At 44.7% G+C, this 23188-nt stretch carries 24 protein-coding genes, 3 pseudogenes and 1 riboswitch; of the genes and pseudogenes, 24 read left to right on the top strand and 3 right to left on the bottom strand.

Annotation, left to right across the window (positions count from 1 at the left end; translation table 11 throughout):
* Positions 1 to 3 precede the first annotated feature (3 nt).
* The 13 genes and pseudogenes from BLL41_RS22605 to dbpA all read left to right on the top strand — a co-directional run.
* A pseudogene (locus tag BLL41_RS22605) lies at positions 4 to 126 on the top strand (oxalate decarboxylase); the annotation flags it as partial.
* A gap of 185 nt (positions 127 to 311) precedes the next feature.
* The gene (locus BLL41_RS10790) at positions 312 to 782 is read left to right on the top strand and encodes a hypothetical protein (RefSeq protein WP_305728259.1); all 471 of its coding nucleotides are present in this window, start codon (positions 312 to 314) and stop codon (positions 780 to 782) included.
* Positions 779 to 1105 (top strand): annotated as a pseudogene (locus BLL41_RS22355) (DNA-binding protein); the annotation flags it as partial. The gene BLL41_RS10790 and the pseudogene BLL41_RS22355, both read left to right, overlap by 4 nt.
* A gap of 72 nt (positions 1106 to 1177) precedes the next feature.
* A complete protein-coding gene (locus BLL41_RS22350) occupies positions 1178 to 1630 on the top strand; it encodes a hypothetical protein (RefSeq protein WP_083427990.1) in 453 nt (150 codons plus the stop codon).
* A 17-nt stretch (positions 1631 to 1647) separates the two neighbouring features.
* The gene (locus tag BLL41_RS10780; protein WP_083427987.1) at positions 1648 to 2136 is read left to right on the top strand and encodes a DUF2716 domain-containing protein; all 489 of its coding nucleotides are present in this window, start codon (positions 1648 to 1650) and stop codon (positions 2134 to 2136) included.
* Between the two features lie 25 nt (positions 2137 to 2161).
* Complete coding sequence (locus BLL41_RS10775) at positions 2162 to 2920, top strand: Imm26 family immunity protein (RefSeq protein ID WP_071577837.1); 759 nt, start codon at positions 2162 to 2164, stop codon at positions 2918 to 2920.
* A gap of 30 nt (positions 2921 to 2950) precedes the next feature.
* Positions 2951 to 3433: a hypothetical protein gene (locus BLL41_RS10770; protein ID WP_071577836.1), complete on the top strand. Its 483-nt coding sequence runs from the start codon at positions 2951 to 2953 to the stop codon at positions 3431 to 3433.
* Between the two features lie 25 nt (positions 3434 to 3458).
* A complete protein-coding gene (locus BLL41_RS10765; protein WP_256252428.1) occupies positions 3459 to 3755 on the top strand; it encodes a hypothetical protein in 297 nt (98 codons plus the stop codon).
* Between the two features lie 32 nt (positions 3756 to 3787).
* Complete coding sequence (locus tag BLL41_RS10760; protein WP_071577835.1) at positions 3788 to 4084, top strand: YxiJ family protein; 297 nt, start codon at positions 3788 to 3790, stop codon at positions 4082 to 4084.
* 15 nt (positions 4085 to 4099) lie between these two features.
* Positions 4100 to 4552 carry a hypothetical protein gene (locus BLL41_RS10755; RefSeq protein ID WP_071577834.1) on the top strand — a complete coding sequence of 151 codons (453 nt, stop codon included), beginning with the start codon at positions 4100 to 4102 and terminating at the stop codon, positions 4550 to 4552.
* Positions 4553 to 4569: 17 nt separating this feature from the next.
* Positions 4570 to 4698 (top strand): annotated as a pseudogene (locus tag BLL41_RS23050) (hypothetical protein); the annotation flags it as partial.
* A gap of 352 nt (positions 4699 to 5050) precedes the next feature.
* Complete coding sequence (locus tag BLL41_RS10745; protein WP_071577832.1) at positions 5051 to 6199, top strand: rhamnogalacturonan acetylesterase; 1149 nt, start codon at positions 5051 to 5053, stop codon at positions 6197 to 6199.
* 81 nt (positions 6200 to 6280) lie between these two features.
* Entirely contained in the window at positions 6281 to 7720 is a 1440-nt protein-coding gene (dbpA, locus tag BLL41_RS10740; protein ID WP_071577831.1) for an ATP-dependent RNA helicase DbpA, read from the top strand.
* 18 nt (positions 7721 to 7738) lie between these two features.
* On the opposite strand, the gene BLL41_RS10735 is transcribed toward dbpA, so the two are convergent.
* The gene (locus tag BLL41_RS10735) at positions 7739 to 9025 is read right to left on the bottom strand and encodes an MFS transporter (protein WP_083427986.1); all 1287 of its coding nucleotides are present in this window, start codon (positions 9023 to 9025) and stop codon (positions 7739 to 7741) included.
* Between the two features lie 206 nt (positions 9026 to 9231).
* Between BLL41_RS10735 and BLL41_RS10730 the strand changes: the two genes are divergently transcribed.
* The 3 genes from BLL41_RS10730 (at position 9232) to bglS (ending at position 11850) form a co-directional block, all read left to right on the top strand.
* Positions 9232 to 9912, top strand: coding sequence for a hypothetical protein (locus BLL41_RS10730; RefSeq protein WP_071577829.1), 681 nt, complete (start codon positions 9232 to 9234; stop codon positions 9910 to 9912).
* 94 nt (positions 9913 to 10006) lie between these two features.
* Positions 10007 to 10840 (top strand): transcriptional antiterminator LicT, encoded by an 834-nt coding sequence (gene licT, locus BLL41_RS10725; RefSeq protein ID WP_071577828.1) that lies wholly within the window; start codon positions 10007 to 10009, stop codon positions 10838 to 10840.
* A gap of 281 nt (positions 10841 to 11121) precedes the next feature.
* Positions 11122 to 11850, top strand: coding sequence for a beta-glucanase (bglS, locus tag BLL41_RS10720; protein ID WP_071577827.1), 729 nt, complete (start codon positions 11122 to 11124; stop codon positions 11848 to 11850).
* 156 nt (positions 11851 to 12006) lie between these two features.
* On the opposite strand, the gene citH is transcribed toward bglS, so the two are convergent.
* A complete protein-coding gene (citH, locus tag BLL41_RS10715; protein WP_071577826.1) occupies positions 12007 to 13287 on the bottom strand; it encodes a citrate transporter CitH in 1281 nt (426 codons plus the stop codon).
* A 200-nt stretch (positions 13288 to 13487) separates the two neighbouring features.
* Here citH and BLL41_RS10710 point away from each other — a divergent pair, with 200 nt between their 5' ends.
* The 3 genes from BLL41_RS10710 (at position 13488) to BLL41_RS10700 (ending at position 16698) form a co-directional block, all read left to right on the top strand.
* A complete protein-coding gene (locus tag BLL41_RS10710; RefSeq protein ID WP_071577825.1) occupies positions 13488 to 15548 on the top strand; it encodes a catalase in 2061 nt (686 codons plus the stop codon).
* Between the two features lie 49 nt (positions 15549 to 15597).
* Complete coding sequence (locus tag BLL41_RS10705; RefSeq protein WP_071577824.1) at positions 15598 to 15882, top strand: hypothetical protein; 285 nt, start codon at positions 15598 to 15600, stop codon at positions 15880 to 15882.
* Positions 15883 to 16026: 144 nt separating this feature from the next.
* Positions 16027 to 16698, top strand: coding sequence for a DUF3298 and DUF4163 domain-containing protein (locus tag BLL41_RS10700; protein ID WP_071577823.1), 672 nt, complete (start codon positions 16027 to 16029; stop codon positions 16696 to 16698).
* 41 nt (positions 16699 to 16739) lie between these two features.
* Here the strand turns inward: BLL41_RS10700 and BLL41_RS10695 are convergent, their stop codons facing one another.
* Positions 16740 to 17933 (bottom strand): NupC/NupG family nucleoside CNT transporter, encoded by a 1194-nt coding sequence (locus BLL41_RS10695; protein ID WP_014478419.1) that lies wholly within the window; start codon positions 17931 to 17933, stop codon positions 16740 to 16742.
* 127 nt (positions 17934 to 18060) lie between these two features.
* Positions 18061 to 18162: riboswitch (purine riboswitch) on the bottom strand.
* A 387-nt stretch (positions 18163 to 18549) separates the two neighbouring features.
* Here BLL41_RS10695 and BLL41_RS10690 point away from each other — a divergent pair.
* The 5 genes from BLL41_RS10690 to BLL41_RS10665 all read left to right on the top strand — a co-directional run bounded on the left by BLL41_RS10690 (position 18550) and on the right by BLL41_RS10665 (position 23139).
* The gene (locus BLL41_RS10690) at positions 18550 to 19395 is read left to right on the top strand and encodes a putative RNA methyltransferase (RefSeq protein WP_071577822.1); all 846 of its coding nucleotides are present in this window, start codon (positions 18550 to 18552) and stop codon (positions 19393 to 19395) included.
* Between the two features lie 151 nt (positions 19396 to 19546).
* Entirely contained in the window at positions 19547 to 20962 is a 1416-nt protein-coding gene (locus BLL41_RS10680; protein WP_071577820.1) for a GntP family permease, read from the top strand.
* A 23-nt stretch (positions 20963 to 20985) separates the two neighbouring features.
* Positions 20986 to 21702: a CoA transferase subunit A gene (locus BLL41_RS10675; protein WP_071577819.1), complete on the top strand. Its 717-nt coding sequence runs from the start codon at positions 20986 to 20988 to the stop codon at positions 21700 to 21702.
* A complete protein-coding gene (locus BLL41_RS10670; protein ID WP_071577818.1) occupies positions 21699 to 22349 on the top strand; it encodes a 3-oxoacid CoA-transferase subunit B in 651 nt (216 codons plus the stop codon). The genes BLL41_RS10675 and BLL41_RS10670 overlap by 4 nt, the downstream gene beginning before the upstream one ends.
* A gap of 16 nt (positions 22350 to 22365) precedes the next feature.
* The gene (locus tag BLL41_RS10665; RefSeq protein ID WP_071577817.1) at positions 22366 to 23139 is read left to right on the top strand and encodes a 3-hydroxybutyrate dehydrogenase; all 774 of its coding nucleotides are present in this window, start codon (positions 22366 to 22368) and stop codon (positions 23137 to 23139) included.
* Positions 23140 to 23188: the final 49 nt, after the last annotated feature.

Genomic DNA, 23188 nt, shown 5'->3' with positions numbered 1-23188 from the left:
TTCATGAAAAAACAAAATGACATTCCGCAGCCAATTAGAGGAGACAAAGGAGCAACGGTAAAAATCCCACGTAATATTGAAAGAGATCGGCAAAACCCTGATATGCTTGTTCCGCCTGAAACCGATCGGATGGAATAAGTAACGTTGAACCTAACATATATGTGTGGAGTCCGCTCAAAGGATTCTATCAATCTTTTTGTGCGGGGCGATATATAAATTCAATGATGATAGACCAGAATAAGTGTCTATGGGTCGGGTATGATGAAACAGGCATATTTTCATGCGTTGATCAGGAAATAAGCTCAAGAGGAATGAATAAATTCATTTTGAAAAATGGGAAATATGAATTGGACTCCGATGATGTTAGTTCATATGTGATTGACCAATATTATTCTACTTTTGTAAGTGAAGATGCCATCTATTTGCATTACAGTTCGATGGGAGAAGCCTATTTACAAAAATTAAAATTATCGGGAGAAACGTTAGGGCGATATAAGGCAGAAATAGAGTTTCATTCCTGTATCCAAAACGGTTCGTATCTTTACCTATTCATTTGGGATGACCCATATCATATAAAAAAAGCAGTCAAGACAGATGATATGCAAAGCTTTGTAGAACATAAGATGTTGAATGAAAAAACTGGTGAAGATCTATGTTTTGCCCAAGTAGCTGTATATAAAGATAAGTGTGTAGGAATTGATCATCATCATAATCTTTTTCTGTTAAATGATAAACAGCTTATAAATGTTAATTTTAGGGGAAATCAGGAGCGTAATCAATGAAAAAATTAAAAATGAATAAAATCATCAACAAGGACACCCAAGATTGTTTTTTCCATGCTGATCCACAGGGGCGAGTCTACATTGGAAAAGGTGTGAAAGGAGATATCACCATTTCAATCTATGATCCTTCCGGTGATGTTCGGGTTTTTAAAGTGAAAGAGCAGATTTCATACAGTGATATTCAGCTATTCCAACAATGTGCAGATGGATATGTCTTCGTTTATTACGAATCGTACGAGCCTAAAGTAAAGGTTTTTTCAGAAGAGGGAAGGGTGAAAAGTGCTTTTCACTTGCCTTCAGGGGTTTCCTGCTGTCTTTTGGATGAAAAACAACAGCTTTGGGTCGGTTTATGTGATGAAGGGATTTATCATGATGAGAATCCCAACGGCCATAGTGTGTGGTGTTTTACGTTAGATGGTCAGCAGAAGGAAGTACACATTGATAGAAAGCTTGAAGAAATGGATGCGCCGGCTGTAGATGATTGTTATGGACTTGCAGAAAAAAACGGCTTGATTTATATGCTGTATTACGGAGATGCAGTCATCGCCGCATTTGATGAAACGGTCGTGAGACGAGTGTGGATTCTGTCGGATAAAGAGCCGGACTCAGAAGCATTTGATCAGCTCGCGATATCCGAAGAAGGTTTTTTGGTTGGAACGTTCAATTGTTACAGTGAAGAGCTTGAGTCGTTTCTTTATTTAATTTCTGCCGATGTGAGTCAAGAGATGAAAGAGATAACATGCTGTGACTCGAACGGTGAAGCCCTAGACGTTCAACAGCTGAAACTGACAAGTAACGCTGTTTACGCAGTGGCCTCTTCTGGTGTTTATAAACAGGATATCCAATAAGGTGTAGGGATGAGATCATGATGAATTGGCGCGCTTTAAGTCAGACAAAACAAGACCGCATCTGGTCAGAAGTGAACAAGATCATAAAATGGAAACCCGGGAGCAGATGTCATCACATCATCCCGCCTGATCCATATCGAGTGTTTGATATCTCGAGCGCGATGAGCGATAAAGCCAGTAATGATGATGTGCTCAGAAGGCTGAGTGATTTAGAGGCTTCGATTTTAAAAGCATTTCAATCATGTACTGGAAAGAGCGATGTGATGTACGCATTAGACTGGCAGCATGACGGATATATCTTTAGCCCTCATCAGACAATCCCTCAGGATGAATTTGGCGAATGGCCTGTTCCCGTATTTCCAAATGGAGACTATTATTTCTTTTTTCATCAGGACTTCTCTTGGGGACTTTTGGGCGACCCGTGGAAATGTACAATCACTGTGTTTGGTGAAGAGCTGTTGGAGGCGATAGATAATGATCTGCCTGTCCTATTTCAAGATAGATGAGTGTTCTGAAAAACGGAGGTGAAACATGGGCTTTTGGGAAGAGGAATATAAAAATAAAAAGATATTCGTAAGTGATGATGGTTTGGATATTTGTCACGACGCCATCGAAGATTTTCACGCTGTGTTCCTTGAACAATTGGATCGCAAGCCTACTCTAAATGAATTTGTTTATACTCTCTTTCAGGTATTAAACTCAGACGGCGATTCGCTTTTTAAAGAATTAGAAGGAAAACAAGTCACCGATATCAACCTAAAGATGAAAAAAAGAACTACTTTAAGTGAAGTTAGGCCTGGTGTTGTCATTGAAATCCCTTTACGGCAAATCAATCAATTTACATATGCATTAGTGGTAAAAGGAGATTTAGCAACAGATAAAAATGATGATCTTCTCATTCAGTATTTTGATATTTTTACAGATCAACGCTTGAGTAAAAAAGACATTTCTCTCATGATGGCAGAAAAGCAAAGAGCCCTTTTTATTGCGAATACAGGATATACAGGCTTTCTTCAGGGGAACTGGAAGGTTGTTTCCAAGGTGCCGATAGATCTGATGAAGAAATTTGATCAATCTGCTATAACATTTGTCATGTATGAAGATGGAAAATACCTCATTAGCCATAACGATTCATTAGCGGTAGAGAGTGATTTAATAGAAGTTGACGAAAGACATGGGAAGACCTTTAGCAATCCGATTGGACTATTTGGTCATCTGAGTATTGAGGATGTACTTAATCAATATTTCAAGGGAACTTCGATGGAGGAATTGATCAAGTATGAGTTGTAAAAAGGGACTTTTATTGGGGAAGAGGTACATATGAGCAGATATTGTCTGGAATATGCTGATTCTGATCTTTTTCTTTTAAATGATTTTTTTAAGCAATTCCCTCTCCCTATCACTGAGTATCATTGGGTCATTGGCGATATTTTGAATATGATGGATTTATCCGAGGATAAGGATCATTGGAACGATATCATTGGCGAGCGTGAAGACTATCTTTTTATCACAGGTGAGGAATTTGATCGTATATTAAATGAATTTGAGATTTATGTGATATTTTCTATTTTAACTGCTGTGCCTAAAGAGACGATACCGTACGATTTAACACGAGTTCCGTTTGTTGATGGGAATGCTGACTTTTATGAAGATGACTATATCTCCCCTGTGAAAGAATGTATTTTCGAAGTCGGTTTTTTTGATTCAACAGATATTATATTTGCAGTGACCGATGAAAATATAAAAAGAATGTTGAAGGATGCTTTTCCTGATTTGAAGCCTTACTGTGAGTATGGAGTATAGGAATGCATCAACGGAGGAATCTAAATTGGGTATTTCTGAAGTTTATCCCATTTTGTTTCAGCATATCAAGAAATGGCGTTTTTATCGGGAAACAGATAACGTTCTTGGTATCATTTATACTATTCAGTTATCAGCTGTTTATCATTCCCGTTTGATTGTTGTCACATTTAAAGACGTTTCAGCCGTGACATACGAGAAATCGAAACCCTATCGGATCTATCAGATGGACTTCTCCATATTGAAACGCAGCCGCAAGGCATGTACCTTGTGGAAGAATGGGAAGAGCAAACATTCCGCTTTTATTGCCGGCAATATGAGGTGACGGAAGTTGAATAGGGTGAGGAGAGGATCAACGTGCTTCAAAAGCTGAAAAAAAGACAGCGAGAGCTTGAAGAAACGCCGTATCCTGATGAATTGTACGGCTTTGAAGAAGAAATCTATGAGTTTTTTATGCTTGTTGCTGGCAGTTTGGATTATGTGCTGGCGAATAAAAGGATGCCCAGGCATCAGCGGCGTTCGTTGGAGAAAAGCTTTTTTGAGCTGTATCCTGAAATCTCGACGACTATGATTAAAAACGATACCGATTTGTATTGTCACATAATATTGTATGAACAAGTCAGACAAGAGATTTGCGTTGCGCTATCCAACTGATAAGGGGAAGATTTTATGGAAATAACCTCTATAAGCAGTATTGGCAATTTGGACATGATCGAGCTTAAGCCTGACCAAACCGTTATGTCATGCGAACTTGAAGATGCAGAGTCGTTTTATCGTTTTTGGGAAGGGCTTGCCTACGATCGAATCATGATACAGGTAATAACGACTGGTTCATTTATAGAAGACCTGTCCGAGTATTTTGAAGGTCATGCTTACAAGGTGACAAAACTGGCGAAACCAAAATTCCATTTCCAATCCATATTACAGAGAGCAGACGAGGACATTGCAGGACTTCTCTTTCTGTTAGCTTCCATCAATGATGATGTTTTTCTGATCACTGATCCTCAACCGGATAAAAGCTATTTTTCAGAAGGGAAACTCCAATGCCTAATGGACTCAGGCGAACGGATCATGTGGTTTGAATACGATGCTGCGGAGATCTATATGGTTGGCGGTAACTAAAAATAGGGGGAATTCACTTGAATATCACACAATACGAGAAATTGAAAAAGCATCTTTCTGATGCGGATACAGGTCCATTTACATTAAACGAGTTTTCTTTCTATATGAAAGCAGATGATCGTTATATTCATATTCCTGTGTTTGAATTAAAACTATCTGCACAAACCTGTGACATCCATTTGCGGTTTGAAGACATCAGTGCCTCGAGGCTGGATGATCTTGAATCCGTCGATTCGGTTGAATTGGAGATTGTACCGACTGACGATCAATGGGAAAGACTTCGTTATTATGTGTATGACGAAGAAGACCAAATAAGCTTCTATTGCGGAGGTTGGGATGTGATCAAGTGTGACAAGAAGTCACACTGATTTTCCCCTTCTTGAGACTCCCACCTCATTTTTATTCCTCATCGCCATTTTTTTCTCCCTTCAGCCATCATAAAGAAACAATCACCGAGTATGCATTAATGTATGCGTTTTCATATAAGGGGGAGTCTTGATGAAAAAATGGATAGCGGCGGTTTTTGTGATGATGTTGATATTGTGTTTTGACGGGAATGAGAGTGTGAAGGCGGCGGAGCCGAAGGTGTATCAGTTTGACTTTGGAAACGGTTCGGTGGAGCCTGGTTATATTGGTGTCAGGGCATCTGATCGGTATGACCGGTCAAAGGGCTATGGTTTTCAAACACCGGAGAATATGAGGGATGTGGCGGCATCCGGGACTGGTGTGAAGAGGGATGCGGTTCAGTTTTTAGCGTATGGGACGAAAAGCAATAACACGTTTAATGTGGATCTTCCGAATGGCCTTTATGAGGTGAAGGTGACGCTTGGCAATACGGCAAGGGCCAGTGTGGCGGCGGAGGGTGTCTTTCAGGTCATCAATATGACAGGGGATGGCGCGGAGGATACGTTCCAAATTCCTGTCACCGACGGGCAGCTGAATCTGCTGGTGACAGAGGGGAAAGCTGGCACCGCTTTTACGCTTAGCGCCTTGAAAATCAAGAAATTGTCTGATCAGCCGGTGACAAACCGAACGATCTATATCGGCGGCGATTCGACGGTGTGCAATTATTATCCGCTCAACAGCAGCAAGCAGGCGGGCTGGGGGCAGATGCTGCCTCACTATATCGATAAACATATCTTTCAAGTGAGAAACATGGCGTCCGGCGGGCAGATCGCGAGAGGGTTTCGAAATGACGGGCAGCTTGAGGCGATTTTGAAGTACATCAAGCCGGGGGATTATTTTATATTGCAGCTTGGCATTAATGACACAAATCCGAAGCATAATGAATCTGAAGCGGAGTTTAAAGAGATTATGCGTGATATGATCCGCCAGGTGAAAGCGAAAGGAGCGGACGTCATCCTATCAACGCCTCAGGGCCGGGCTACCGATTTTACTTCTGAAGGCATCCATTCGTCTGTAAACCGATGGTACAGGGCCTCTATTTTGGCTTTGGCCGAAGAGGAAAAAACACACCTCATTGACTTAAATGTCCTCAGCTCGGCATACTTTACATCGATCGGTCCGGAAAAAACACTCGGGCTTTATATGGATGGAGATACGCTGCATTCGAACCGCGCGGGGGCCGACGCGCTGGCGCGATTGGCTGTTCAGGAGCTAAAACGCCAGGGAATCGATGGCTTTTAATACGTCATTTTTCGGCAAAACACATATGCCTTCGTCAATTAGAGTATAATGAGAACATCTGCAAGAGACAGGAGTTTATACATGAGTCATTTTAAAAACTATCAAATCAGTCATGACATTTTACGAGCACTGGAAGGACTGGGATATACAGAACCGACCAAGGTGCAGCAGAGCGTGATCCCCGCTGCCCTTGAACGAAAGGATCTTGTCGTCAAATCACAGACGGGAAGCGGGAAAACGGCTTCGTTCGGGATTCCTCTCTGTGAGCTGGCGGATTGGGATGAAAACAAGCCGCAGGCGCTTATTTTAACACCGACCCGTGAGCTTGCGGTGCAAGTAAAAGAGGATATCACGAACATAGGGCGATTTAAACGAATCAAAGCGACAGCCGTATTTGGAAAGTCTTCTTTTGATAAACAAAAAGCTGAGCTTAAGCAAAAAAGCCACATTGTTGTTGGCACGCCGGGACGCGTCTTGGATCATATCGAGAAAGGCACACTGCCGTTAGACCGTCTTTCCTATTTGGTCATTGATGAAGCGGATGAGATGCTGAATATGGGCTTCATCGAGCAGGTGGAGGCGATTATCAAGCATCTGCCGACTGAGCGCACGACGATGCTGTTTTCGGCGACGCTTCCGCAGGATATCGAGAAGCTGAGCCGTCAATATATGCAAAACCCGGAGCATATCGAAATCAAAGCGGCCGGGCTTACCACAAGTAATATTGAACATGCGGTGATTCAAGTAAGAGAAGAGAATAAATTTTCATTGCTGAAAGATGTGCTGATGACGGAGAATCCCGATAGCTGCATCATTTTCTGCCGGACGAAAGAGCACGTCAATCAGCTGACCGATGAATTGGATGACTTAGGATATCCATGTGATAAAATTCACGGCGGAATGATTCAGGAAGACCGGTTCGACGTCATGAATGAATTTAAACGGGGCGAGTACCGTTACCTAGTCGCGACAGATGTCGCCGCGCGCGGGATTGATATTGAAAATATCTCCCTTGTCATCAACTATGATCTGCCGCTTGAAAAAGAAAGCTATGTCCACCGCACGGGCCGAACGGGACGTGCCGGGAACAAAGGAAAGGCCATTTCGTTTGTCACAGCCTTTGAAAAACGGTTTTTAGCCGATATTGAAGAATATATCGGATTTGAAATCCAAAAAATAGAAGCCCCTTCTCAAGAGGAAGTGGCAAGGAAGAAATCAGAATTTCTAGCTAAAATGAATGACCGTCCGGAAAGCAAAAAGGACAAAAGCGAAGAGCTGAATAAAGACATTATGAAGCTGTATTTTAACGGCGGAAAGAAAAAGAAAATTAGAGCCGTTGATTTTGTAGGAACGATTGCCAAAATTGACGGTGTGTCAGCTGATGACATTGGCATCATCACGATCATGGATAACGCCTCATACGTTGAGATTTTAAATGGTAAAGGCCCTCATGTTCTCAAAGTGATGAAGAACACAACCGTCAAAGGGAAAAAGCTGAAGGTGAATAAAGCGAATAAATGATGAATGACCTGCTCCCAGTTAAAGGGGCAGGTCATTTTGCTGCTGGCTGACATCGATGCTGGTCTCCTCCGGAACAAAGGCAAGAATCACAATACCAATCACGAACAAAATGATCAGACTGAACACCGCAGTCGAGGATTTCCCGGTCAGCTGGGCGGTTACAGCAATGAGCAGCGGCCCCATAATTGAGGCGAATTTTCCGAAAATGTTGTAAAAACCGAAGAATTCATTAGCGTGGCGCTTTGGCACAAGCTTGGCGAAATAGGAACGGCTTAGGGCTTGAATACCGCCTTGCGAGGTGGCGACAAGCATGGCCAGTATCCAGAAATCAAGCGTTGTCTCCATAAAATAGGCATACACGCAGACGATCATATAAATGACGATCCCGACGTACAGCATGGTCTTCCCCGTGAAGCGTTCTGCCAGTTTTCCGTATACAATCGAAAACGGCGCGGCAACCACCTGGGTAACAAACAGGATGATCAGAAGGCTTGAGGAGCCGATCCCTAAATCTGATCCATAGGATGTCGACATCGTAATAATCGTGCCGACTCCGTCGATATAAAAGAAATAAGCGAGCAAGAAGAGGAAAAGTGCCCGGTATTGCCTGATCCGTTTCATCGTGTGGCCGAGCCGCTTAAAGCTGTTGATGACGATATGAGGTTCTTTTTTGATGTAATAGCGCTGATGGACATGTTTGATCATCGGGATGGTGAACAGCCCCCACCAAGCAGCCGTTATAAAAAAGGACAGCTGGCTTGCAGCCGATACAGACATTGGGATTGTTTCTGCTTGTGCGAGCAGGATGACTGCAATGCTGATGACAAATGGAATCGTGCTTCCAATGTATCCTAAGCCAAAACCCCGTGCCGACACGAGATTCATTCGTTTCTCAGGCGTGACGTCAACGAGAAAGGCATCATAAAACACGTTGGCACCGGAAAAACCGATAGCTGATATCGTATAAAACAGCAGCAATAGCAGCCAATGCTCACTCGGGATAAAGGCGAGCATCGCGGTGCTGGCGACACCGGCAGACACAAAGAAACCGAAGAACTTTTTCTTGCACCCTTCATAGTCGGCGATTGTGCCTAAAATAGGGCCGAGCATCGCAAGAATAAACGTTGAAATCGCAATGGTATAGCCCAGATAGGCAGTTGATTGAGCGGCGCTGACACCGCTTTCCGCAGCCGCTGATTTATAAAATAACGGAAATACCGCGGTGGTCACGACAATTGAGTAAGCAGAATTTGCCCAGTCATATAACACCCAGCTGTTTTCTTGTTTCGTAAAACGTTTCATCATCAGAGCCCCTCTCCGGTAACGATACTTCTATTGTACGAGAAATGAGCCTGAAAAGAATGGAATGCTCGTCAATTTTTACAAAATATTTATGTTTTTGCGTTTCAAATCATACTTTTGATTTATTGCTGGGGTTAGGTGCATCTGGTACCATTTAACTATATTTTGTGGTATTTTCCAGAAGGGATTCAGCAGAGAGGAGACAGAGCATGAGGCGAATAGGCTTGTGTATAAGCCTGCTGGTCACAGTTCTTGTGATGAGCGCATGCGAAAGTGAAGGTGAGGCTCAGACGTTCGAAGATTGTGATCAAAAGACAGTAAAACAAACCGCAGCCAAACCGATGAGCAGTAAGAAAAAGCAGGATTTCCAAGCCCTTGCAAGCGAAAGGCAGCTGGCCATTGTATTCAGTTCCATGATACAAGTGAGCGAAGCATTTGATTATGGAATCGGCAATCCAGAATACTTCGTGCGAAGCAGCATGACTGAAGAAGAAGCAGACATTGCAAAGGAGAATCTCAAATCGATTAAGCTTGAGAACAAATCGCTCAAAAAACAAAACAGCGAGGCGGTCGCCCTGCTTCAAAAAACGCGTAATCAAGACATGAGCAGCAGCGAAATTCAGCAGCTGAAAGAAAATAGAGCCGCTTTTTTTGAGACCGCAGGCCGTATGACCAAACTCATCGGCCAAGTCACACCGAAAAACGCGAAGAAGACAAGGCAGCAGCTGGATCAGCTGAAAAAACAATATACACAATACAGCGCCGAAAGCGTCAAAATCATGAACAGCATTGTCAAAAAGCAGAAAGCTGACAAGGCATCATTTGAACGCCATCTGGAGGCGCTGCTTCAAAAACAGCCCGGGCAGCAGGTACTGAGTGAATTGTACTAACTGGTTCCCGCCTTTCCCTGATGATATTGACCTAGTACGAAAAGAATGTACAATCAAGATGTAGTCTGTTCTTAGTTGATTGGAGGGACATGTCATGAAAATCGCGAAGGTGATCAACAATAATGTGATCAGCGTTGTCAATGAACAGGGAAAAGAGTTGGTTGTCATGGGCAGGGGGCTCGCGTTCCAGAAAAAGTCCGGCGATGATGTCGATGAAGCCCGCATTGAGAAAGTGTTCACGCTCGATAACAAGGATGTATCAGAAAAGTTTAAAACCCTTTTGTATGATATACCGATCGAGTGCATGGAAGTATCCGAAGAGATTATCAGCTACGCAAAATTACAGCTCGGCAAAAAGCTCAACGACAGCATCTATGTGTCACTGACCGACCATATTAACTTTGCCATCCAGCGCAATCAGAAAGGGCTTGATATCAAAAACGCCTTGCTGTGGGAAACAAAACGGCTGTACAAAGACGAATTTGCCATCGGCAAAGAAGCGTTGGCTATGGTAAAAAACAAGACTGGCGTGTCTCTGCCAGAGGATGAAGCAGGCTTTATTGCTCTGCATATTGTAAATGCCGAGCTGAATGAAGAGATGCCCAATATCATCAATATTACAAAAGTCATGCAAGAGATTTTGAGTATTGTAAAATACCATTTTAAGATTGAATTCAACGAAGAATCGCTTCACTATTATCGGTTCGTCACCCACTTAAAGTTTTTCGCGCAGCGTCTTTTTAACGGCACTCACATGGAAAGCCAGGACGATTTTTTGCTGGATACAGTGAAAGAAAAGTATCACCAGGCGTATGATTGCACGAAGAAAATCCAAACCTACATTGAGCGGGAGTATGAGCACAAGCTCACCAGTGACGAGCTGCTGTATTTAACGATTCACATAGAAAGGATAGTCAAACAAGCATAATGAGAGCGCTGACATTATTATTTTCGTGTGTTAATTTTTTTCTTACATTCTCATATGATGATAGGATTGTTACTGATAAAGCAGGCAAAACCTAAATTACAATGAGTGCGGATCATTTATGTCTGTACTGATGGTAATTTAGGTTTTTATTTTTTCAGAGGGAGGGTGATGATAGGAATAAGTAAGATTCGGTATTATCATTATTTTGACCGATGTTCCCTTTTAAAAGAATCATGTAAGATCAACATAGAAAACGCTTTCAATGAAAGAGGAATGCCAATATGCCTTATCTGAAACGAGTGTTGTTGCTTCTTGTCACTGGATTGTTTATGAGTTTGTTTGCAGTCACTTCTACTGCCTCGGCTCAAACAGGTGGATCGTTTTTTGACCCTTTTAACGGCTATAACTCCGGTTTTTGGCAAAAAGCAGATGGTTATTCAAATGGAAATATGTTCAACTGCACGTGGCGGGCTAATAACGTATCAGTGACGTCATTGGGTGAAATGCGTTTAGCGCTAACAAGCCCATCTTATAACAAGTTTGACTGCGGGGAAAACCGTTCTGTTCAAACATATGGCTATGGACTTTATGAAGTCAGAATGAAACCAGCTAAAAACACAGGGATCGTTTCATCGTTCTTCACTTACACAGGTCCAACGGATGGAACTCCTTGGGATGAGATTGATATCGAATTTTTAGGAAAGGACACAACAAAGGTTCAATTTAACTATTATACAAATGGTGCAGGAAACCATGAGAAGATTGTTGATCTCGGGTTTGATGCAGCCAATGCCTATCATACGTATGCGTTCGATTGGCAGCCAAACTCTATTAAATGGTATGTCGATGGGCAATTAAAACATACTGCGACAAGCCAAATTCCGACAACTCCAGGGAAAATCATGATGAACTTGTGGAATGGGATAGGTGTCGATGACTGGCTCGGTTCCTACAATGGTGTAAATCCGCTATACGCACATTACGACTGGGTGCGTTATACAAAAAAATAATGCCAAATGTGAAAGAGCCTGCTGCAATATAGCAGGCTCTTATGATTGTAATGAGAAGTTGTTGGCATGAATCTTCTATTCACTCATAATATCCTATTTGATCTTCTCCCCTCTGTAAATCACGTACTCACTCAATGCTAGATCAAGCTCATATATTTAGAAAGAAATAATCCCAATCAAAAGCGCCGCAATCGTCATCACAATCGTCGTCCCCACGGCCCATTTAATAGTGAATTTTTGATGGTCGCCAAAGCTGACGCCTGCCATTCCGACCAATAGATAGGTGGAAGGCACAAGCGGGCTGAGCAGATGCACAGGCTGACCCAGCAAGGAGGCCCTTCCGATTTCAGCGGCGTCTATTCCGTAAGCGGAAGCGGCTTCGGCGATGATGGGAAGGACACCGAAGTAAAAGGCGTCATTCGACATGAAAAAGGTGAAGGGCATGCTGACGATCGCAGTGATCAACGGCAGGTGCGGGCCCATGGCATCAGGGATGAGTGAAACGAGAGAATGCGCCATGGCATCGACCATTTTTGTGCCGGAGAGAATGCCTGTGAATATGCCCGCAGCAAACACCATTGAGACAACATTTAACGCATTACCCGCATGCGCCGAGATTCGTTTCTGCTGCTCTTTGACATTTGGATAGTTGACCATCAATGCGATGGCGAACGCAGTCATAAAAAGAACAGGGAGCGGCAGCAGGCTGGTGATCAGAGCGGCCATCAGAGCGATAGTCAGCAGCAGGTTAAACCATTGAAGAGCGGGACGCTTGAGCGGCGCAGCCTCTGGATCGGAAGACGGTGCGTGATCAATCGAAATGACGCCGAGCCGCTTTCGCTCTTTTTTTCCGAGGATATAAGCAACGGCGATCACCCAGAGAATGCCGGCGATCATAGCGGGAATCAGCGGCGTGAAGACTTCTGACGTGTCCAATTTTAAGGAGGCCAAAACCCTCGCAGTCGGCCCGCCCCACGGGATAATATTCATAACCCCCGAACCGAGCATCGCTATTCCAGCTAACACCAAACGGTTCATGCCGAGCCGTTTGTACAGTGGCAGCATCGCCGCAATCGTAATCATATAGGTTGTTGTCCCATCTCCGTCCAGCGAAATGGTCATGGTCAGAACCGCTGTGCCTACGGCGATTTTTAACGGATCTCCTTTGACAAACGATAAGATCTTGGCAATGAGAGGATCAAACAGGCCTGAGTCGATCATAATGCCGAAATACAGGATGGCGAATAACAGCATAATTCCGGTAGGAGCGAGGTCTGTAACACCCTGAATCATCATCTCGCCAAGATCTTTTCCAAATCCGCTGATCAGGGCAAACACAACAGGAACGACAATCAAAGCAATAAGTGCGGAAAGCCGGTTAGACATAATAAGGTACATAAAGACAATGATCATCACAAAACCGAGTATGGCAAGCACGATATGACCTCCCCTATTCAACAGCTATTTTGGTAAGCGCTTCCATATATTCTTTCTGTAAAGAAGGCTTATTTCAAATGTGTATGACCTCATCCTGATATGTAGACCTAAAATCCTATTGAGCGGATTGGCAGTTTATCTGAAGAACGCCACGGGTAAATGTGCTGTAGAATGTTTCGTTTTAAAAAGGGGGAACAGACATGAGTGATGATCAAAACAAACGTGTAAATGAACACTCAAAGGACGAGCAGCTTGAACAGTACAGAAACGATAACAGCGGGAAGAAAATGACGACAAACCAAGGCGTGCGGGTGTCGGAGGATGAGCACTCGTTAAAGGCCGGGGTTCGCGGCCCGACGCTGATGGAGGATTTTCACTTCCGGGAGAAAATGACACACTTTGACCATGAGAGGATTCCGGAGCGCGTTGTGCATGCGCGCGGGTATGGCGTGCATGGCTTTTTTCAGGTTTACGAGCCGATGACCGAGTACACACGGGCCAAATTTCTTCAGGACCCTTCAGTGAAGACACCGGTATTTGTCCGTTTCTCTACGGTTGCGGGTTCTAAAGGCTCCGCAGACACGGTGCGGGATGCCAGAGGCTTTGCGACAAAATTTTATACTGAAGAAGGAAACTATGACCTTGTGGGTAATAACATTCCGGTGTTTTTCATTCAGGATGCGATCAAATTCCCGGATTTGGTTCACGCGTTTAAGCCTGAGCCACACAATGAAATGCCCCAGGCCGCGACCGCTCACGATACGTTTTGGGATTTTGTCGCCAATAATCCTGAGTCTGCTCACATGGTGATGTGGACGATGTCTGACAGAGGCATTCCTCGCAGCTACAGAATGATGGAAGGCTTCGGCGTTCACACGTTTCGTTTTGTCAATGAACAAGGGAAGGCGCGTTTCGTGAAATTCCATTGGAAGCCGGTGCTCGGCGTGCATTCTCTCGTATGGGATGAAGCGCAGAAAATCGCCGGCAAAGACCCCGATTTCCATCGCCGCGACCTGTGGGAAACGATTGAAAACGGCGGCACAGTTGAATACGAGCTTGGCGTGCAGATGATTGACGAGGAGGATGAATTCAAGTTTGATTTTGATATTCTTGACCCGACAAAGCTGTGGCCGGAAGAGCTCGTACCGGTGAAAATCATTGGAAAAATGACGCTGAACCGGAACCAGGATAATGTGTTTGCGGAAACAGAACAGGTCGCATTCCACCCTGGAAATGTCGTGCCGGGCATTGATTTTACAAATGACCCGCTTCTGCAGGGACGGCTTTTCTCTTATACAGACACACAGCTCATCCGTCTTGGCGGCCCGAACTTCCATGAGCTTCCGATTAACCGGCCGGTATGTCCATTCCATAACAATCAATACGACGGCTATCACCGAATGACGATCAATAAGGGACCTGTCGCTTATCATAAAAACTCTCTGCAGAACAATGATCCGTCGCCAGCGACAGCTGAAGAAGGCGGCTACGTCCACTATCAGGAAAAAGTCGAGGGCAAAAAAATCCGCCAGCGAAGCGACAGCTTCAACGATTATTACTCACAGGCGAAGCTTTTCTGGAACAGCATGTCTCCTGTGGAGAAACAGCACATCATTTCTGCTTTCTGCTTCGAGGTCGGGAAGGTCAAAAGCAAGGACGTACAGCGGCAGGTCGTTGATGTCTTCAGCAATGTCGATGCAGATTTAGCAGAAGAAATCGCCAAAGGAGTAGGCGTGGCGACGCCCGCGAAGCGTAAAGCATCTAAAGAAATTCTTACTTCGCCTGCGTTAAGCCAAGCCCGTACAGTGAAAAACGCGTCAACAAGAAAAGTCGCTGTACTCGCCGGAAACGGATTTCATGAAAAAGAGCTGCAAACAGTGCTGGAAGCCTTAAAGCAAGAAGGAATCACAGTGGATATCATCAGTCAAAATCTGGGGTATATGACAAGCGGCACCGGACAGCAGCTTGAGGCCAGCGGCACGTTCCTGACGGCTGATTCTGTTCTGTATGATGCCGTCTATGCCGCAGGAGGGCCAGAGTTAAAAGACAACAAACAAGCGATGGCGTTTATCAGAGAAGCTTACAATCACTACAAGGCGATCGGTGCGGCAAATGAAGGAATTGACCTTCTTCAATCCTCTGTCGGGACAACAGAGGGACCAGGCATCGTGACTGCTAAAGATGAATCTGACTACACCGCATTCAGCAAGGCATTTATCGATGCAGTTGCCGCTCATCGCCATTGGGATAGACGAATTTGATCGGCTCCTGTATCTTAAAGAAAGATACTTTTCATAAGGAGCATGACAAATGAACGAAAAACAGCTCGCTGAAGCTTACGAACGCGATGAAAATATGATGATTTTGGTGTTTGCCCAATGGTGTGTGAACCATGACCTTGATCCGATGGAGCTGTACACCAAAGCGTATCCGCAGCAAAAGCTGAATGAAAGCTTGAAAAAAACCATGGACGATCTGGTCGTGCCAAAACACGAAGCAGAGCACATTCCGGATCAGACTGTCATTGCGGTATTAGAGATGTTCGGAAATACTGATTTGGCACAGGCCGTTCATGAAGCGATTTCTGGGCGATAAAAAAGAGACATCCTGTGTCTCTTTTTTTATTGGGAAAAATCATGCTGTTAGACCTAGAAACTTCTTTCGATTTAATCAGTCTATAAAAGTGTGAATTGCTTAAATAAGGGAATGATAAACAACAACATCAAAGGAGGAGATCGAATGAAGTGGAATAACATACTGAAAGCTGCGGGGATTGCAGTCTTGCTTTTTTCCGTATTTGCATATGCGGCCCCATCTTTACATGCAGTTCAAGCGAAAAAACCGACTGTCAGCACCCATACGTACAAAAAAATCAAGGAGTTAAAGTATCCGCAAGTGCATCACATCGGGAATGCCGCGTTTGAAAAGAAAATCAATCAAGAGCTGAAAACCTACATTGAACAATCGTATCAGGAATACCTGAAAAACAAAAAAGCAGGTGAACAGCAGGGCTTCCAAACGGAATATCAAACATCCTTCAGCGTCAAATACAATGCGGCGGGCAAGCTTAGCATTCAAACGCTCAATTATATCTATTCAGGCGGCGCCCATGGTTTAACGTCTGTTCAGTCTTTCAACTATGACTTGAACACACAAAAGCGGGTGATGCTGAATCAGATTCTGAACACCAAAACAAAGGTTAGCAAAACGAGAGATTATCTGTATAGTTATATCAAAAAACACGATGAGCTGTTTTTCCCTGATGTAAAGAAAGAGGATATAATCCTAAACCAAAACACAATGTTTTACTTTACCGCAAACGGGATCGCCATCGTCTTCGGGCAGTATGACTTGGGGCCTTATGTAGCAGGAATTCGGGATGTGCAGGTTCCAGCCTCTATTTATCAATAATCAAAAGAGCCATATCCGAAAAGGGATATGGCTCAATGTTTCTACCACACAAACAGGCCGACAATCGCAGCACTTAATAAAGATACCGCAATTCCGCTGACGAGGAGCTTCCACACGTTTCTCCCGATGACCGTTGACTTTTCTCCGTCAAGGATCGAGTTGTACGTGCCGTAAATCATGCCGACCGTACTGAAGTTTGCGAAGGACGTCAGGAATGTCGTCGCCACCGCAACGGTGTGAGGCGGAAGGGATTTGAGATTGTTTTTCAAGTCAAGCATCGCAACAAACTCGTTCGTTGCCAATTTCATACCCATCAGCTGGGCGACATACATCGCATCGTGTACGGGCAGCCCAAGCAGGAATGCGAACGGACTGAACAGATAAGCAAAAATCGTCTGGATGGTCAGGCCGTGTACGAAAACGCCAAGAATGCCATTCACTGCTGACGTTAGTGCGACATATCCGATCACCATTGCCAAAATAACGATAACCATGTTCATGCCGACAAGCATACTGTTAGAAATTGTAGAGAAAAAGTCTTTCTTCTCTTCTTTAGGCGGTGTATAGATGATATCTTCATCCTCCGGCACGTGAACAGGATTCAGCAGGTTTGCGATAATCAGCGCGTTTAAGCAGTTCAAAGGAATGGCTGTAAACACGTATGTCGCAGGCACCATTGACAGATAAGATCCGATAATGGAGCCGCTGATGCTGCTCATGCTCATTAAGCCGAATGTGAGCAGGCGGTTGTTGCTTAAAACCGTTAGCTGCTGGCGGATAACCGCAAGTGCTTCGGTATTTCCCAGGAACATCATTTGAATAGAGAAAAAGCTTTCTAATTTCGGCAAGCGGGAAGCCTTTGAAATCACCCATCCGATTTTATCAATCAGCCAAGGCAAAATGCCGAAATACGTTAAAATATCAAAGAATGTGACGATAAAGATAATTGGAAGAAGCGCACTAAAGAAAAAGTCTACTGTTTCATTCGCCATCACTGACGGAAAGGCAAACGCGATACCGTCACTGGCGCAAGCAATCAGCCAAGTGAAGAAATCACCAATTTTACCGATGGCCCAGCTTCCGACTTTTGTTCCCAGCATAAACCAAGTAATCAGCAATTCCAGAACAATTAACGTCATGATCGGGCGCCACTTGATTTTCTTTTTCTGCGGAGAACATAGGAATACAACTGCCATAATCACAATGAGACCGACAAGGTTTAGTAAAAAGTACATGATAGCAACTCCTATGAGGGTTATTATGGAAACAAAAAAAGCTCTTATTCTTCACAAATTCTGGAAGTGCAGAAAGTGTGAAAAATAAGAGCAAACAGAAAAGAACTTGTCCTTTTCAACTCGTTCAAATTTATTCAAACTTTCTTGTAGTCTAGTTTTTTACGGTTACTAGGTAGAAACAATCAGACCATATTACTGATCATATACAAGAATGTCTTTTTCTAAGATGATAGCAGTATTTTATCCTTTCACTTTTTGAAAATCAACCTTTTTAACTATTTTCACAATAATAAAATTTATATTCTAAAATAGGAAAATAAAGGAAAAACATGCTGGATTGCTATGTTTATATGATGTTGGCGGGATACCAGCATTTCAGTACTGATTTTTCTTCACTATAAGGTTCCAGCTCTTGGAGATTTGTTGTATCATGGAAACGGGGAAAACCCATACAGCAAAAAGGGAGTTTTTTTCATGATTATCCAATTCATTCGTTATAGATAATGACAGGTGTAGACAAACTGCCAGACCTGGCCAATTTTTGAGATAGGCCTAGGTTTATTTGTCTATGCCTTTTTCATTTATCTAAAAATGAATGAATGAGGTGTTTTTTATCATGAAGCAAACAGTTGATTTCAGCTTGTTTCGATGTCCGCTCTGCGGTTCTTCCATGGATGCGGCATCAGGAAAAAGCTTGATTTGTACAGAACGGCATACATTTGATTTATCTCGGCACGGCTACGTGAACTTCCTGACGAAGCCGGTCAAATCCGGTTACGGTGCCGAGCTTTTTGAAGCGAGAAGCAGGCTGATTGGAGAATGTGGTTTTTTTGAGCCGCTCCATGATACGATAGCAGAACTCATCAGCCATCCCAAATCCGGTCAAGAGGCATTCACCATTCTGGACAGCGGTTGCGGTGAGGGTTCCCATTTGAACGCGCTTTGCGGGTTTGATTATTTAGGGAAAGAAGCGATGGGAATCGGCATCGATCTTTCGAAGGATGGGATCTTAAAAGCTTCTAAGACATTCAAAGATCAGATGTGGGCGGTTGCCGATGTGGCACGTGCTCCTTTTCATGATCGCCAATTTGATGTTGTTCTGTCTATTTTTTCGCCATCCAATTATGCAGAGTTTCATAGACTGCTGAAGGATGATGGCATGCTCATAAAAGTAGTGCCGCGAAGCGATTATTTAATAGAATTAAGGCAATTTTTATATACTGATTCACCAAGGCGTACGTACTCCAATGCGGCAGCTGTTGAGCGTTTTACAGCACATGCAGCACACAGCCGTCCTGTCAGGCTGCGCTATGTCAAAACGCTTGACCAGCAGGCGATCCACTGGCTTCTCAAGATGACGCCGCTTGCCTGGTCGGCGCCGAAAGACCGAGTCAGCCTGCTGAAAGAGATGAAATCAGCCGATATCACGGTTGATGTTGATATCCTAATAGGAATGAAATGAATGGCAGAGGAAAGCTCCGAAAAAAGGGGCTTTCCTTTTTTAATCGGAATAGTTGGCCCACGCTTCTCGTACATATGGAAAGGGGACGGAAACAGCCGATGCGGACAGGTTTTTGTAAACGCTTTCTGATTCGCGGAAACGGGGGATGTGTGTGGAACTGATCATCATTCTATTGGCGTTAGGTTTGCTGATGTTTACGGCGTATCGGGGATTTTCTGTCATATTGTTTGCGCCGATTTGCGCGTTATTCGCGGTGCTGCTGACAGATCCAAGCCATGTGCTTCCTTTTTTTTCATCAATTTTTATGGAGAAGATGGCGGGTTTTATTAAGCTGTATTTCCCAGTGTTTTTGCTCGGTGCGATTTTTGGAAAGATCGTTGAAATGGCCGGGCTTGCGGCATCGATCGCGAAAACGATTGTCAGGCTTGTCGGGGCAAAAAGAGCGATACTTGCCATTGTGCTGATGGGCGCTGTCTTGACGTACAGCGGCGTCAGTCTGTTTGTTGTCGTATTTGCCGTATATCCTTTTGCGAAAAACATGTTCCAAGAAGCAAACATACCGAAACGCCTCATCCCCGGAACGATTGCTTTAGGGGCTTTTACGTTTACGATGGACGCACTTCCGGGAACGCCGCAAATCCAAAATGTCATTCCGACGGCGTTTTTCAAAACAGACATTTATGCCGCCCCTTGGCTGGGTTTGATGGGCGCAGTCATTGTGCTGGCAGCTGGGATGCTCTATTTGGAATCAAGGCGGAAAAAAGCGCAGGCAACTGGCGAGGGCTATGGCGGTATTGATTCGCTGAATGCTGCTCCTGAATCGACTGAGTCCGCGGCTAAACCGGACAAAAGCCCGATTCGGGATGCACTTGCCTTTGTCCCGCTTATTCTTGTCGGTGCAGTGAATAAATGCTTCACCATCTACCTGCCAAAGTGGTATCCGAATGGATTTGATTTTTCCTCCATAGGATTAAAGGAGTTCGGCAGGCTTGAAATTTCTTCAGCAGCTGCCATTTGGTCGGTGGAGATTGCTTTAGTGATCGGCATCATCACAACGATTTTATTTGATTGGAGAAGCGTGTTTGCCCAAATGAAGGAAGGGCTGAATGAAGGGATCGGCGGTGCCTTGCTGGCATCTATGAATACGGGTGCTGAGTACGGGTTCGGCGGCATTATCGCCGCGCTGCCGGGGTTTCATAAGCTGAGCAGCGGAATTTCACATACTTTTACCGATCCGCTTGTCAATGGTGCCGTTACGACAACTGCGCTGGCGGGAATCACCGGCTCGGCTTCAGGAGGAATGGGCATTGCGTTAAGCGCGATGTCAGAACAATACTTACAGGCGATTCAGGCTTACAATATTCCGCCAGAGGTGATGCATCGGGTCATTTCAATGGCATCAGGCGGGATGGACACACTTCCGCATAATGGCGCCGTCATTACGCTTCTGGCTGTGACGGGACTGACTCACAGGCAATCCTATCGCGATATTTTTGCGATCACGCTCATTAAAACGGCTGCCGTATTTGCTGTGATCGCAATTTACAGTTTGACCGGTCTAGTGTAAGAGAAAACGAAAGGGGCATTTATATGGGAAAAGTGTTGTCATCTAGTAAGGAAGCTGCGAAATTGATTCATGATGGGGATACGCTGATTGCGGGAGGATTTGGGCTGTGCGGCATTCCTGAACAGCTCATTTTGGCGATAAGAGATCAAGGAGTAAAGGATTTAACCGTTGTCAGCAACAATTGCGGAGTTGATGACTGGGGGCTCGGTTTGCTTCTGGCTAACAAGCAAATCAAGAAAATGATCGCATCCTATGTCGGTGAAAATAAAATTTTTGAGCGGCAGTTTTTAAGCGGAGAGCTTGAGGTCGAGCTTGTTCCCCAAGGAACGCTCGCTGAGAGAATTCGTGCAGGCGGTGCGGGCATACCGGGATTTTATACGGCGACAGGCGTCGGCACTACCATAGCCGAGGGAAAAGAACATAAGACATTCGGCGGCCGGACATATGTGCTGGAGCGAGGCATTACCGGTGATGTGGCGATCGTCAAAGCGTGGAAAGCGGACACCATGGGCAATTTGGTTTTTCGGAAAACGGCGAGAAATTTCAATCCTGTTGCCGCCATGGCAGGCAAGATCACGATTGCCGAGGCGGAAGAAATCGTGGAAGCGGGAGAGCTCGATCCAGATCACATTCATACGCCGGGAATTTACGTACAGCATGTCGTGCTTGGTGCGAGCCAAGAAAAACGGATTGAAAAGCGAACAGTTCAGCAAGCATCGGGAAAGGGTGAGGCGAAGTGAAGGAAGCGAGAAAACGAATGGTCAAACGGGCTGTACAAGAAATTAAGGACGGCATGAATGTGAATCTCGGGATTGGAATGCCGACGCTTGTCGCAAATGAGATACCCGATGGCATTCACGTCATGCTTCAGTCAGAAAACGGCTTGCTCGGAATCGGCCCCTATCCTTTGGAAGGGACAGAAGACGCGGATTTGATCAATGCGGGGAAGGAAACAATTACCGAAGTGACTGGCGCTTCTTATTTTGACAGCGCTGAGTCATTCGCGATGATAAGAGGCGGGCATATCGATTTGGCTATCCTTGGCGGAATGGAGGTTTCGGAGCAGGGTGATTTGGCCAATTGGATGATCCCGGGCAAAATGGTAAAAGGAATGGGCGGCGCCATGGATCTCGTCAACGGGGCGAAACGAATCGTTGTCATCATGGAGCACGTCAATAAGCATGACGAATCAAAGGTGAAAAAAACATGCTCTCTTCCGCTGACAGGCCAGAAAGTCGTGCACAGGCTGATTACGGATTTGGCTGTTTTTGATTTTGTGAACGGCCGCATGACACTAACGGAACTTCAGGAAGGTGTCACAATTGAAGAGGTTTATGAAAAAACAGAAGCGGATTTCGCTGTAAGCCAGTCTGTACTTCATTCTTAATGGGAAGGTGTTTGACATGAGAAAACAAGTCGCCTTGGTGACAGGGGCTGCCGGCGGAATCGGATTCGAAATGGCAAGAGAATTTGCCCGTGAAGGCGCCAGCGTCATCGTTTCAGACCTCCGTCCGGAAGCATGTGAAAAAGCAGCCTCCAAGCTTGCAGAAGAAGGCTTTGACGCGGCGGCCATTCCGTGTGATGTGACAAAGGAAGCGCAGGTTGCTGATATGGTGGACGCCATCCAAAAACGATACGGCCGCTTGGATATTTTGGTGAACAATGCCGGTATACAGCACGTCGCCCCGATTGAAGAGTTTCCGACAGAAACCTTTGAACTGCTGATCAAGGTCATGCTGACAGCGCCCTTTATTGCGATGAAGCATGTTTTTCCGATAATGAAAAAACAGCAGTTTGGCCGAATCATTAATATCGCGTCTGTTAATGGCTTAGTCGGCTTTGCAGGGAAATCCGCTTACAATAGCGCCAAGCACGGCGTAATCGGTCTCACAAAAGTCGGGGCGCTGGAAGGCGCGCCCCACGGCATTACAGTCAATGCGCTCTGTCCGGGTTATGTCGATACCCAGCTTGTCCGCAATCAGCTTAGCGATCTATCAAAAGCAAGAAATGTCCCTTACGACTCGGTACTTGAAGAGGTCATTTTTCCGCTTGTGCCGCAAAAACGGCTTCTTTCCGTCAAGGAAATTGCGGATTATGCCGTGTTTTTAGCAAGCGAGAAGGCGAAGGGCGTTACTGGGCAGGCTGTCGTCCTTGATGGGGGCTACACTGCACAATGACATAAAAACACACTTGCTCCGCTATGGAATCAAGTGTGTTTTTCTTTGC

It is taken from the genome of Bacillus sp. FMQ74 (genome assembly GCF_001875785.1).
Taxonomy (GTDB): Bacteria; Bacillota; Bacilli; order Bacillales; family Bacillaceae; genus Bacillus; species Bacillus stercoris.
This window is presented reverse-complemented; position numbering and strand designations above follow the sequence as displayed.

Bases quoted from the DNA above. Each gene is read 5' to 3' on its own strand.
- BLL41_RS10755 (WP_071577834.1), top strand. From the start codon at position 4,100: ATGGAAATAACCTCTATAAGCAGTATTGGCAATTTGGACATGATCGAG.
- BLL41_RS10735 (WP_083427986.1), bottom strand. From the start codon at position 9,025: ATGATGAAACGTTTTACGAAACAAGAAAACAGCTGGGTGTTATATGAC.
- dbpA (WP_071577831.1), top strand. From the start codon at position 6,281: ATGAGTCATTTTAAAAACTATCAAATCAGTCATGACATTTTACGAGCA.
- licT (WP_071577828.1), top strand. From the start codon at position 10,007: ATGAAAATCGCGAAGGTGATCAACAATAATGTGATCAGCGTTGTCAAT.
- BLL41_RS10790 (WP_305728259.1), top strand. From the start codon at position 312: ATGAATAAATTCATTTTGAAAAATGGGAAATATGAATTGGACTCCGAT.
- BLL41_RS10690 (WP_071577822.1), top strand. From the start codon at position 18,550: ATGAAGCAAACAGTTGATTTCAGCTTGTTTCGATGTCCGCTCTGCGGT.
- BLL41_RS10730 (WP_071577829.1), top strand. From the start codon at position 9,232: ATGAGGCGAATAGGCTTGTGTATAAGCCTGCTGGTCACAGTTCTTGTG.
- BLL41_RS10745 (WP_071577832.1), top strand. From the start codon at position 5,051: ATGAAAAAATGGATAGCGGCGGTTTTTGTGATGATGTTGATATTGTGT.
- BLL41_RS10775 (WP_071577837.1), top strand. From the start codon at position 2,162: ATGGGCTTTTGGGAAGAGGAATATAAAAATAAAAAGATATTCGTAAGT.
- BLL41_RS10695 (WP_014478419.1), bottom strand. From the start codon at position 17,933: ATGTACTTTTTACTAAACCTTGTCGGTCTCATTGTGATTATGGCAGTT.
- bglS (WP_071577827.1), top strand. From the start codon at position 11,122: ATGCCTTATCTGAAACGAGTGTTGTTGCTTCTTGTCACTGGATTGTTT.
- BLL41_RS10665 (WP_071577817.1), top strand. From the start codon at position 22,366: ATGAGAAAACAAGTCGCCTTGGTGACAGGGGCTGCCGGCGGAATCGGA.
- BLL41_RS10700 (WP_071577823.1), top strand. From the start codon at position 16,027: ATGAAGTGGAATAACATACTGAAAGCTGCGGGGATTGCAGTCTTGCTT.
- BLL41_RS10705 (WP_071577824.1), top strand. From the start codon at position 15,598: ATGAACGAAAAACAGCTCGCTGAAGCTTACGAACGCGATGAAAATATG.
- BLL41_RS10780 (WP_083427987.1), top strand. From the start codon at position 1,648: ATGATGAATTGGCGCGCTTTAAGTCAGACAAAACAAGACCGCATCTGG.
- BLL41_RS10770 (WP_071577836.1), top strand. From the start codon at position 2,951: ATGAGCAGATATTGTCTGGAATATGCTGATTCTGATCTTTTTCTTTTA.
- BLL41_RS10710 (WP_071577825.1), top strand. From the start codon at position 13,488: ATGAGTGATGATCAAAACAAACGTGTAAATGAACACTCAAAGGACGAG.
- BLL41_RS10675 (WP_071577819.1), top strand. From the start codon at position 20,986: ATGGGAAAAGTGTTGTCATCTAGTAAGGAAGCTGCGAAATTGATTCAT.